Source organism: Endozoicomonas atrinae (assembly GCF_001647025.1).
GTDB lineage: Bacteria > Pseudomonadota > Gammaproteobacteria > Pseudomonadales > Endozoicomonadaceae > Endozoicomonas > Endozoicomonas atrinae.
Map to the genome: position 1 here is coordinate 20,734 of NZ_LUKQ02000045.1, position 12,596 is coordinate 33,329.

The 12,596-nt window shown below is 47.5% G+C and carries 9 protein-coding genes; 1 reads left to right on the top strand and 8 read right to left on the bottom strand.

The features are described 5' to 3' along the window. Both AK963_RS08700 and rfbB read right to left on the bottom strand, forming a co-directional pair. On the bottom strand, positions 1 to 3,792 hold the full coding sequence (locus AK963_RS08700; protein WP_083232547.1) for a glycoside hydrolase family 99-like domain-containing protein: 3,792 nt from the start codon (positions 3,790 to 3,792) through the stop codon (positions 1 to 3). Between the two features lie 45 nt (positions 3,793 to 3,837). Further along, positions 3,838 to 4,941 (bottom strand): dTDP-glucose 4,6-dehydratase, encoded by a 1,104-nt coding sequence (gene rfbB / locus AK963_RS08705; RefSeq protein ID WP_066015071.1) that lies wholly within the window; start codon positions 4,939 to 4,941, stop codon positions 3,838 to 3,840. Positions 4,942 to 5,067: 126 nt separating this feature from the next. Here rfbB and AK963_RS08710 point away from each other — a divergent pair, with 126 nt between their 5' ends. After that, complete coding sequence (locus AK963_RS08710; RefSeq protein WP_066015072.1) at positions 5,068 to 5,424, top strand: four helix bundle protein; 357 nt, start codon at positions 5,068 to 5,070, stop codon at positions 5,422 to 5,424. A 35-nt stretch (positions 5,425 to 5,459) separates the two neighbouring features. On the opposite strand, the gene rfbD is transcribed toward AK963_RS08710, so the two are convergent. From rfbD to AK963_RS08740, 6 genes are all read right to left on the bottom strand, one after another. Further along, on the bottom strand, positions 5,460 to 6,392 hold the full coding sequence (gene rfbD / locus AK963_RS08715) for a dTDP-4-dehydrorhamnose reductase (RefSeq protein WP_238593674.1): 933 nt from the start codon (positions 6,390 to 6,392) through the stop codon (positions 5,460 to 5,462). Positions 6,393 to 6,404: 12 nt separating this feature from the next. After that, on the bottom strand, positions 6,405 to 6,992 hold the full coding sequence (gene rfbC, locus AK963_RS08720; RefSeq protein WP_066015073.1) for a dTDP-4-dehydrorhamnose 3,5-epimerase: 588 nt from the start codon (positions 6,990 to 6,992) through the stop codon (positions 6,405 to 6,407). Positions 6,993 to 7,051: 59 nt separating this feature from the next. Beyond that, the gene (gene rfbA / locus AK963_RS08725; RefSeq protein WP_066015074.1) at positions 7,052 to 7,975 is read right to left on the bottom strand and encodes a glucose-1-phosphate thymidylyltransferase RfbA; all 924 of its coding nucleotides are present in this window, start codon (positions 7,973 to 7,975) and stop codon (positions 7,052 to 7,054) included. Between the two features lie 573 nt (positions 7,976 to 8,548). Continuing rightward, positions 8,549 to 10,000 carry a solute:sodium symporter family transporter gene (locus tag AK963_RS08730; protein WP_066015075.1) on the bottom strand — a complete coding sequence of 484 codons (1,452 nt, stop codon included), beginning with the start codon at positions 9,998 to 10,000 and terminating at the stop codon, positions 8,549 to 8,551. Between the two features lie 434 nt (positions 10,001 to 10,434). Continuing rightward, positions 10,435 to 12,102: a polysaccharide biosynthesis/export family protein gene (locus tag AK963_RS08735; RefSeq protein ID WP_066015076.1), complete on the bottom strand. Its 1,668-nt coding sequence runs from the start codon at positions 12,100 to 12,102 to the stop codon at positions 10,435 to 10,437. A gap of 9 nt (positions 12,103 to 12,111) precedes the next feature. Continuing rightward, a complete protein-coding gene (locus AK963_RS08740; protein WP_066015077.1) occupies positions 12,112 to 12,498 on the bottom strand; it encodes a hypothetical protein in 387 nt (128 codons plus the stop codon). Positions 12,499 to 12,596 lie beyond the last annotated feature (98 nt).

The following is a 12,596-nucleotide window of genomic DNA, read 5'->3' on the forward strand; positions in this document are numbered from 1 at the left end:
TTAATCTTTGAGAACTACACTTACTTCTTCCAGGTAATCTTTTTGCATTCTTGCTTTTACAAAATCAGAACAATGCGGCAAACACAACTCTTGAACATTATTAATTTCTTTCAGTTGTACATCATAATTCTTCCTTGTCACACTGCCTGAATGACGTCTATGCACGTTCAAACTTTTATTGACCATTTTAGCTTTTGCATCTCCCTGTAAAAGCATCATGACATAAATATACCAATCACCAGCAACTTTGAAGTTCAATAATTCTTTAAAATTATTAGCAATGCACTCTTGAACTGAACTGGTTTTGAAGAGTATCGAGCTAACATTCATGAACTGATTTTTGATAGCTAGACAGTTTTCAATAATTTCGCGGCCACCATATATACCGGGTTTATCTAATAACGACAACATATCTTCATCATAGTAATACCGGTAATTATCTGCCAGATGAGTGTTGTGTTCATCAATCTGAATGGAGTCCGTATAGGCCAGTACAAAATCAGTATCACCCTGAAGAATTGTGGACAAAAACTGAGGATCAGCAGAATCATCAGCTTCGGCAATCCATAAGAACTCACCACGAGCCAAATCGGCACCTTTTTTCCACTGCTTGAATACAGATCCTGAATTTTGCTTATTAACGATCAATTCAATCTGTCGCCCATAAGCATCAGCAGTACTATTGATAACCTGTACACTGTTATCGGGTGATAAATCATCCAACACCAGCACTTCAAACACCGGGTAGTGTTGTGCAAAAACAGAGCGCAGGCGTTCGCTTATGTGTTTTTCATAGTTATAGTTGGGTATGGACACAGTGACCTTTTTTAGGGTCGGATCCAGATACTGCAACAGTGAAAATACATAATCATCCCAGCGGAACTTTTCTGTCGCTTGCTCACGGCGCAGCAAACGCTTCTTGTCTGTGTTTGTTTCACTCTGCTTATGAATAGCAGCAGCCATTGCTTTAATATCTGCCATGGGCACAATGGCACCATTGACTGAATCTTCCAGCAGTTCAGTAAATCCACCGCCACCCTCAAAGCCAACAACTGGTGTCCCAATTGCTAACGCTTCCATAACAACAGAAGGGAAAGGATCTTCCCGCGAGGTCATGGCAAAAACATTTGCCGCGGACAGGTACTTCGCTACCTGATTAGTGAAACCAATATTATGGAAATGCGATTTCAGAAGTTCACTTTCCAGGTCAGATTTAAGCCAGTGTTTGAGAGAAGCCTCAATTTCACCGATCCACAGGAAATGATAGTTTGGGTCTTTCTTAACCAGCACTTTGGCAGTATTTACAAAAATATCAAAGCCTTTGCGCAGATCAGCAAAACCGACATTGACAATCAGTTTTGCAGCCTTAGGCAACCCTAATTCGCTCCTGATTTCTCTAGAGGCGGTTTTATCAAAACTGACTTGTTGATAAATGCCTTGTGGATGAATAATCAGCTTTTCATCATCAACTTTTTGAGCAATTTTTACAAATGACTGCTGTACTGCTGACGCCGCAAAAACAACTTTTTCGGCATATTCGGCAATGTCATTGACCGCTGGCTCTAAATTGTATTCCCGGATAAGATTTTCCAATTCATGAACCAGAGAGATAAATTCATAACCTTGCTCATGTAGAATGGCTGCAGTTTTTCCAGAGACAGTGGTATTGCATATTGCACGGCTGACTCCAATCTCCTGCTGTAGTTCTACAGCAATCTCACGAAAACGATTCAGGTCGTTGTAGCAAACATAGGTAGGGCCAATCTTTTCATACTCTTCAACCAACGGCCCTTCGCCAAGAATGATAAGTCTGGCATCACAGCCAAATTGTTGTCTCAGTGTTTTAAAAATATTGAGAGTAAGCAGTTGTGCACCATGCCTATATGCATCATGGCCAACTAAAACCAGCGGATATTTCCCTGTTAATGGTTTAATGCCGTGCACCGCTCTGTATGTAGCATTGAGGTATGCACTTCCCCAGTACTGATCGGGCTCAAGATGCGCACCTTCTGCCCATTCATTCCATGCATTGACCGCTACAAACTTATGCTTGTCCTGAATAGGTTTCTTTTTGGAAAAGTCAACGATTGATCCTAGCCATTTTTCATATTTTGCGGGTGTTGCTCCAACAAAACCCATACCTCGACCGGGTTTTCTGGCTTCATTATCCCACATTGGGGTTACCGCTTTGATTACATCATATTCAAAGTTTGTATCCGCTAAGCTGCGTTCCACCATTTCGTCATAACTTGGATAATGACCCGTAAATTCCGGATCCAACACCCCTAAACCTTGAGCTTCTGAAACTAATCCTGCAGCCACTTTATGCGGCGGAAATTCAATAGCACCATCGAGACCATAAGGTCTGGGGTCAATATCATCAAAAGCCTGAGCCATATAGAAAATAACTTCCATATCATGGTTTGCTTTTAACAATTCACGCCACTTTGAAAATTTAGCCTTTGCTTCTGGAACAATACCGGGGCGATAGATGAAAAAGATTGGCTTTTCATCAATTCGAATATAACGAGGGTCTGCAAAATGACGTGCAATATCAGCAATAAATGCTTCATCATCTTCATCACGGTAATCTTGAGCAATCAGTATATCCTGATCCAGCCCATCCCAACGGCGTGACCAGTTTTCATTAGTCCACATGATACAAAAAGGCAGATTGATATCCGGATTTTCCAGTAACATATTTACTGGCCCATCCATCAGTCGCTTACCATTGAACCAATAGTGGTAGAAGCAGAATCCTTCCAGTCCTGCATTTCTTGCCATTTCTGCTTGTTTCACTAAGGTTTCTTTCAAACGGAGATCATAAAAACCAAGGTCGCGTGGGAGGTGTGGCTGATAATGACCATTAAAACGTGATCTACCTCTTGTCACATTTGTCCATTCGGTAAACCCTGCCCCCCACCACTCATTGTTCTCCTTGAATGGGTGAAATTGTGGCAAGTAATACGCTATCAATTTTACATCAGGGTCAACACTACGTTCCCCAAATTGGAATTCTTCAAACCCAGGGCCAGCTTTTAAAAACTGGCTTTCATACTCGTGTACATTGTTTGATAAGCCACCTTCAAAAACCTGAACAACCTGCTCTTGAATTACATTTTTGGTTTGTAGATTATTACTTTTACCAATAGTTAAATAATGATAAAAAGCATGTTTTGAAGGGTCACTTTCCAAATACTCCTGAACATACCAGCTCAAATCAAATTCAGCGTTCGGGCGTCGACCTTCCATATAGCCTTGTAGTATAAAGTGCTTATATGGTTCTATTCCAGCCTCGCAAATATCCGGATTTGCCTGCCGATAATATTCACTATCAAACTCTGGCAGCGGGTTTAGGGCATGGTTCAAAGCATACTCATAAAAATGGCGCAACGGTGATTGATCAAGAGGAATCGCATAAGTTTCACGATAGTAAACTGGATCAAAATAGATTGATGGTTTTCTTCCTTCAGCCTCTCCAAATCTGATGTAATGTTCAAGAGGCCCAATATCAGAAGCCTTTACATCTGGATTCTGCTCCAAATACCAAATGGGATCAAACAAATATGAAGGGGTTCGTCCTTCCTTGACTCCATTAAAATAATAATGTTCAAGTGCATTTGAGCCTGATCCTGCAACATCAGGATTTGACGAAAAATACCATTCTTCTGAAAATAGACCTGAGTGATATATGACTTCTATAGCACTGATTTCTTTACTGGATTCTTCTTTTTGAATAGTTTCGTCGTGAAATAGATTTTTAAAATTTTTTGAAAATTTAAACACTGTCATTTAATAAGCCTGTAAATGAACATTTAAAAACAAAGAAATAATCTGTTAAGAGTATTGTTTGTTAATCCAATCTTGATAAGAACCATCCATCACCGCCTGCCACCAGGCTTCATTATTCAGATACCACTGAATGGTTCTACGGATGCCGGTTTCAAAGGATTCTGCCGGTTCATAGCCCAGTTCGGTACGGGTTTTGGCTGCATCGATGGCGTAACGGCGGTCATGACCGGGGCGGTCTTTTACATAGGTGATCAGGGATTCGGAGTTTCCAGCAATAGCGGCTTTTGCGGTATCAAAACAGGAAGCCAGCGTTGAATCATTAGCAAAACATTCATCCATCAGCAGGCAGATCAGTTTCACAATATCAATATTGTGCCACTCGTTATGGCCACCGATATTGTAATTTTCACCCACCTTGCCCTTGTTCAGAACCAGCTCAATACCACGGGCATGATCTTCTACATAGAGCCAGTCACGAATCTGTTGGCCATCGCCATAAATAGGCAGGGCTTTATCGTGCAGGATATTGGTGATCACCAGCGGAATCAGTTTTTCCGGGAAGTGGTACGGCCCGTAGTTGTTGGAACAGTTACTGATGGTGGTTTTCAGCCCATAGGTTTCGTTATAAGCCCGCACCAGATGATCACTGGCCGCCTTGCTTGCAGCATAGGGCGAGTTCGGGGCATAAGCGGTTTCTTCGGTAAAAGCCGGATCTTCCAGTGAAAGCGTGCCGTAAACCTCATCAGTCGATACATGGTGGAAACGGTGCTCTGCGCCCTGCAAAAGGTCTTCATCCAGCCACACTTTTTTGGCCGCTTTCAACAGGCTATGGGTGCCCATGATGTTGGTTTCCAGAAAGGCATCCGGCCCAGTGATGGAACGGTCTACATGGCTTTCTGCAGCGAAATGTACCAGGGTATCCACCTTGTGGTGGCGCAGCAGCTCTTCTACCAGTTCGGTATTGAGAATATCACCGTGAACAAACGTGAAGTTCGGATTTTCCTTGACGGGTTCCAGGCTGGCCAGGTTGCCTGCATAAGTCAAAGCATCAAGAACAATTACTTTGTCGTTTTTATATTGGTTCATCCAGTAGTGGACGAAATTGGCACCGATAAAACCGGCACCACCGGTAATTAGAATGCTTCGCATTGTTTAATCGTCTAAGGTTTAAGCGTTGAAAAAAGAAGGTTTAAGCGTTTAAGCGTTAAATTTGACTATTTGGTTAGTTTTACTACGTTTAAACGCTTTAACAATGAAGCGATGTAACATTTTCAAATGCGCTTTGAAAATCTAAGAGTCTGGCAGGAGGCCCGATCATTAACCAAAACCATTTATCAACTGAGTCATTCTGGCTCGTTTTCTAAAGATTTCGGTCTTCGTGATCAGATTTGCCGCGCTTCCGTTTCCATCATGGCTAACATTGCAGAAGGCTTTGAGCGTGCTTCGCAGGCGGAGTATCGGCAGTTTCTGGTGATAGCCAAAGGTTCCTGCGGTGAAGTGCGCTCTCTGCTCTATGTCGCTTTTGACGCTGGATATATTCAACCGGAAACGCTGGAGAACCTTAAAGTTCATACGTTCCAAATTAGCGCAATGCTGGCGGCGCTGATCCAGCGTGTTGAAGCGTCTCGATAGCGTTAAAGCGTTACATTGTTTAATCGTTGAAGCGCTTAAACGTTTGAACGCTTCAACTCTTCGAGCATGGCACGAAGATTGTGCCGCCAGTGTAATGGCTTCATGTTCAGCTGTTCGTAGGCAGATGTTTTATCCAGAACACTGAATGACGGCCTTTTCGCCGGTGTTGGATAAGCACTGGCCGGAATAGGATTTACCGGAATGCGTTTATCCAGCATGCCCAGGATAATGGCTTCTTCCTGAATGGCTTCTGCAAAGTCATACCAGCTGGCGGCACCGGCATCTGTCCAGTGATACATTCCGCCCTCCTGGCCTTCCATCAGGTTTAAACAGGCATTCCAGCAAGCCTGAGCCAGAGAGCTTGCCCGGGTAGGCGTGCCAATCTGGTCAGCGACCACACCCAGCTGATCTTTTTCAGCCATCAGCCGCAGCATGGTTTTGACAAAGTTATTGCCGTGGGCGGAATAGACCCAGGCGGTGCGGATAATGCTGGCTTTGTTGCCCAGTATTTCCGTAACGGCCTGTTCACCTTTCAGTTTGCTGTCGCCATACACGCTGATGGGGCTGGGCTTATCTTCCGGCTGGTAAGGGGTGGACTGGTTGCCATCAAACACAAAATCGGTAGAAACCTGCACCATGGGGATACCGGCATCGGCACAGGCCTGGGCCAGGAAACGGGGGCCGGTAGCGTTAACGGCATAGGCCAGCTCCCGGTCGGTTTCTGCTTTATCCACAGCGGTGTAGGCCGCAGCGTTGATCACTGCATCGGGCTGATGCTCTTTAAAGAACGCATTCACCGCCGATGCTGCGGTGATATCCAGCTGGTCTATATCCACTGCCAGCAATTCAAACCCTTCCGGGGCAGTCCGTTTCAGTTCATAACCCAGCTGGCCATTGGCACCGGTGATCAGAACCCGCAGGGTTGTTGCAGGTTTAAGCGTTGAATCGTTTAAACGTGTCTGTTGCATATCTTTTAACCTTTAAACGCTTAAACCTTGTAACCTTTGAACAGCCCCTGAAGGGCTCTTACCCCACACTCCAGCCTCAGAGAATGGCACTGCATTAGCATCCTTTTCCGAAAGCAGCGGGGGCTCATCCAGTGGCCATTCGATATTCAGTGCCGGATCGTTCCAGGCGATGCTCAGATCGTATTCCGGTGCGTAGTAGTCAGTGCACTTGTAAACAAAGTCAGCACTTTCGCTGGTGACGTAGAAACCGTGGGCAAACCCTTCCGGCACCCAGAATAGGGTTTTGTTTTCGCCGGAGAGATAAACACCCCGCCACTGGCCGTAGGTGGGCGAACCCTTCCTCAGATCCACCGCGACATCGTACACTTCACCACTGATCACCCTGACCAGTTTGCCCTGGGTGTGTTGGGTTTGAATATGCAGACCACGGAGGATGCCTTTTTTGGATCGGCTGTGGTTATCCTGCACAAAGTTTGTTGGCAGGCCATACTCAGCAAACTTTTTACCCTGAAAGGTCTCCATAAAGAAACCCCGGTCATCGCCAAACACCTGTGGCTCTATAATCAGCAGGCCTTCAATACCCGTTTCTACTATTTTCATCAGTTGTCGTTTACACCCTTAAAAACTTACCGTTTCAAGCTTTTCGGCTTACCGTTTTTTCAAGCCACTTCCGCTTCCGGCATAATCTCGATGCCTTCTTCTGCCAGAATATTCAGCAGGTATTCGCCGTAGCCACTTTTACGCAGTGGTTGCGCCAGATCGTAAAGCCCTTTAGCGGAGATGAAGTTCATGCGGTAGGCCACTTCACCCGGTGCAGCGATTTTTAACCCCTGACGGGTTTCAATGGTTTCAATAAACATGGCCGCATGGAGCAGGCTTTGATGAGTACCGGTATCCAGCCAGGTGGAACCACGACTAATTTTTGCCACATTCAAAGTGCCTTCCTGCAGGTAGCAGTCAATCACCGAGGTGATTTCCAGCTCGCCGCGAGCCGAAGGCTTAACCGATTTGGCAAATTCCACTACGCGGTTATCAAAGAAATAAAGGCCAGTTACGGCATAGTTGGATTTCGGGTGTTCCGGCTTTTCCTCTATCGAGAGGGCTTTGCCGTTCTCATCCAGCTCAACCACGCCATACGATTTTGGGTTGCTGACGTGATAACCAAAGACAGTGGCACCGGTTTCCTGCTGATCGCTCTTTTGCAGCAAGCGGGAGAACTTATGACCGTAAAACAGGTTATCCCCCAGAATCATCGCCACATTGCTGTCGCCGATGAATTCTTCCGCCAGGATAAACGCCTGGGCCAGGCCATCCGGGGATGGCTGGGCAATGTATTCCAGCTTGATTCCCCACTGGGAACCGTCTCCCATCAACTCTTTAAAACGATGCTGTTCATGGGGCGTGGTGATAATGGCAATCTCACGAATACCCGCCAGCATTAATGTGGAAAGCGGATAATAAATCATGGGTTTATCGTACACCGGCATCAGCTGCTTACTGACCACCTGGGTTAACGGATACAGCCGCGTGCCGGAACCACCGGCCAGGATAATTCCCTTACGGTTCGATGCGTATTTTTCCATGATTAAGAAGGGTCTCACACTGGGAGCAGGAATATTAAGGAACTTTTATCGTCAGGTTCAGAGCCATCAACGAACCCTGAAAACCAAAAAGGCACACTACCGTCAATCAACTTAGGCACTACTACCTATATTTTTGGTAGCGAACCACGCATTTATCGAAACAGCGCAAGACAAACCCGAAATATTCATACCCGCTGACTGCGGGATTACATACCAGATCAACCATCAGGTGATCTGTAAATATTTCAAGATTTGCCGGTAAATTGTCGGTGCGAAATGTACTGCAAAACGGGGGGGGGTAAGGATGGGAATACACCGAAATTTTTGTGAATTACCGCACAAACCGATGATTAATTGATTCTATTTTAGCCAAAACCAGGGGGCTGGCCTGTTCATTCATCGGTTTTATGGTTCATTTGCCTGCGGCATCTCGAATAATGGGGGGGGTAGTACAAGTTCCCACGTTTGCAGCCTCTGTCAGGCCAGGGTGGGAACCTATATTGCAGAAATACTGAGGATCAGGTGATTACACTGCGGCTTGTGGATTCATTGCACAAGCCGGATCTTCAAGCTTCACGATACCGTTACACCATTCAATTTGTCTGCCTTGCCCGTCATCCTCAACTGTGCCTTCTGCCCGTACACCAGTTGATTGATCAGCAGCGAGCACGCCATGGTAGCTACCAGGGTGATGCACATCAGATGAATGTAGTGCAGTGGTGTCCAGGCGAAGGTAAAGATGGCATAAAGGCCTGACCCCATCAGCATGCTGATCAGAATCGCTCGCGGTTTGACCTGATCAAACAAAATGGCCACCAGGAAGGCTGCCAGTACCGGCATGCTGTACAGGCCATTGAGCTGCTGCAGCAGGGCAATGATGGATTTGGCATTTTGCAGCACCGGTACCAGTGCAACACCAATGATGGCAAAGACGATGGATACCCGCATGCTCAAGGATTTTACACAGGCCTTGTCATTGACATAATTCTGGTGAATGTCGCAGACATAGAGTGCAGCGGCTGAGTTCAGGGTACTGTTGAAGGTGCTGAGTACAGCGCCCGCCATCACGGCGGCAAATGCACCGGATAACCAGGACGGCAGAATGTCCCCCACCAGTCGACCATAGGCCACGTCACCCACTGGGCCGTACAGTTTGTAGGCGATCATGCCGGGCAGCACCACAATCAACGGAATCAGCAGTTTCATAACCACCGCAGCGTAAATGCCTTTTTGTGCTTCTTTAACGCTTTTGGCCGCCAGCGCCCGCTGGGTAATCACCATATTGGTGCCCCAGTAGAAGATCTGGATAAAGATCATACCGGTGAACAGTGTGTGCCAGGGAATGTCAGAGTCGTTACCGCCAACCAGGGTCATTCGCTCTACCGGGATACCGCTGAGATCAAAATCAATCGCATAAAGCGCCAGTATGGTCACCAGCAGTCCCATGATCAGCAGACCAAAGCCGTTGAAGGTATCGGAGATAGCGATGGCACGCAGACCGCCAAAAATGGCATAGATTGAACCCACCACGGCAAACAGGATGGCAATGGTCATGATCGACAGGTCCAGCCCGAACATGGATTTCATGAACAGTGAGCCGGTATACAAAACCGTCGGCAGCAGAATGAAGAGATACCCCAACAGGAACAGTACGGATACCGTCGCCCGTAACGCTTTGTCGTGATAACGCTTTTCCAATAGTTCAGTGGTGGTCGTACAATCGTACTGGTAGTAAAGCGGAATAAGCCATTTGGCAAGGATAATCAGGCCGATAGCCGCTGCAATCTCCCACCAGGCCACCAGCAGTGTCTGGGCACCATTCATACCCACGATCTGTTCAGTACTGATGTTGGTGAGCATAATGGAACCGGCCACGTAGACCCAGGTCAGGTTTCCCCCCGCCAGAAAGTAGTCTTTGTTGGAATCCGTACTGCGTTGCTGCTGACGACACTTCAGATAGGTAATCAGACCAACGGCAGCGGTCAGGAATATAAACACGCCGAGCTGGATGAAATTAACAGACATAAAGGCAACATCCAAAATGAGGGACTGGTTAAATCGGGCGCGAACAATGATTGATTTTGTGAAAAGACGAAATGATTCAAGTCAATAATCTGTATCATTTGTGCAATTCGTGTTCGATACCGTAAAGCAAGGCATCGCCTTTTCCACAGTAAGTCAGTGTTAATTCCGGCAGGATCATAGGCAACGCAGAACCAGTTGCCATATAGGTCTGTCTATTCTTGTTCAGGCTCCCATGGGTATGGCCAGTCCATTTCTAAATGCCCTGAGATAAGCCCTGTATTCTCGCTCCCTCGACAAGGAGGGAACGAGCTATACACAATGAACTTCAAGTGGCTAAGCGGCGAACTAAAGTGAAACGCCAGTGAGCAATTGCCGCTGACAAAGTAGCAGCTTGAAAGGTGACAATTATAAACATTAACAGCTGTTTTAATCGGTTAAAGCTTCAGCACCACCGCTGCACTCATCGCTACCTGGTAGACCACTTCCATAATATCGCTGGTGTATTGCATGGTTTTGTCGTCGATCTGCGGCATCACCAGAATCTCATCGCCCGGCTTTACATCGTACTTCGCCAGACGGCCACCACTGAGCCAGCCATCCTTGTACTCAATACGGGTAATGGTGCCATCGGTGTGCAGCACCAGCACTCGGGATTGATCCGCCTTCTGGGAATAACCACCGGCACTGTTGACATAATCCGCAATGGTTTTACCCTCGCTGAAGACCATCGCATTGGGGAACATCACCTCGCCGTGTACCTGAACCAGTACCGTATTGTTCGGGATGACGATGCGATCCTGGTCTTTCAGCATGACCTCCATACGTGCACTGCTCTGACCCAGCAATACCTGCCCTCTTGGCTGCACCTGGCGGGCACGCTGGACAAATTGCAGAATGGCTTCAGCATCGGATTTTCTCAGCTGTGCCTCGCCCACACTTTTACTGCGGGCAGAGAGCGCTGACTGCTCCAACTGTTGCAGGGAGACTTCCAGCATCGCTTTCTGCCTGGCTGCCACCTCTTCCCGGAACAGTTGCATCGCTGCCAGGTTGGATCGGGGCGTTGCCTGAATCCGGCTCATCAGGTCTTTAATGGTGCTGCCGTAGGGAAGTATGTATACCGCCTGACCGCCGTGTTCCCCTTCAACCGACACACTGATGGTACCGGGCATTTTATCCGCTACCACGGAGACTTCGTCACCATCTTCCAGGTAGATGCCCCTGGCCTGACTCAACGGCAGGTACTCCACATTGCGTTTCGCCGTCTGATTACGGGCGATGCGAACATGGGTGGCGGAGGGCATGGGTCCGACCATTTCCAGGGCATCTTCCAGCAGTATCCGGCTACCGTCGAACTCCACCTGTACCGGGTTCTCTACCAGTCCACTGAACATGGCGGTACTTTGCCGGGCGTTGACCACCAGCGTGTCACCGTCGTGCAGTTGTACCTGAGTAATGCTGCCGGTCAGCAGAAAATCGTACAGATTAAAGTGTGCGCGGGTTTTGCCATTGCGCTTCAGCTCCACATTCAGGTAGCTGCCAGACTCGGAGCGGATACCGCCGGCCTTGGCCAGAAACGCCAACACCGAATCGGAGGCAAAACCACCGTAGAGCCCTGGTGACTGCACAAAGCCGGTAACAAACAGTTTCACCGGTTCTGCGGCATTGAGGCTGGCATAGAGGTTGACGTTATTCTGGTAGACGCTGCGAACTTTTTTCTCAATCACGGTGTTCAGGTCTTTATTGGCGACACCCTGCAGCTGAACCGGCCCCACCTGGGGGATAAAGACATTACCCTGGGCATCGATGGCCAAGTCTACAGCAACCTCATAAGCCCCCCACATCTGCAGGGTAATTTTATCGCCAATGGCCAACCGGTATTCCGGGTTAAACCCTTTAAACTGTGCCTGGCGAAAACCGGTGAACAGGTTCTGACCAAAAACCGGATGACGGGTGGCGGTGGTCACCAGGTCAGGACCGTTGTTATTGGCGGGCTCTGCCGGCATCGTCACCTGGGCATAAGCCGTGGTTATCGTCAGTGTATAGGCAGCCACCAGCATACCGGTGGTTTTTACCATTCGTTGCAACATAAAAATCATCGACATAATGCGTTATTAATCCCGGTGTTCCCTGACGGTGGCACGTGCCATACGTAACAGGGCAAAGGCCAGCAGCAGCAGTAACAGAATATTGGTCAGGTTGTAGCCAGCTTTAGGATAAGTGGCGTCTTCTGCAAGCTGCGGACTGCTCACCACCACCAGTTGCTTAATCTTGCGGCTTGCCTCGGTTCTGGCCTTTTCCAGTGCCATCAATGTGGCAGAGTAGGCTTCTGTCGCCAGCCGAAGATCCAGCTGCAACGCCTCCTGTCTGGCCACCAGATCATTCAGTGCCGTGCCATCGTTACTGGCCAGTTGTATTTTCTCTTTGGCCAGCTGACTTTCCAGTGCGCTGATGCGCTGCTTAAGCGTTATAATACCAATTTCATTTTCAAAATATGTCACGAATTCTGCGATTGCCTTTATACTTTAAATAGCCTGTTGTTCATCCCGTTAATGTCATGCCTAAAACTCCCGATTTTCCTGAAAACTTTCACGATGCA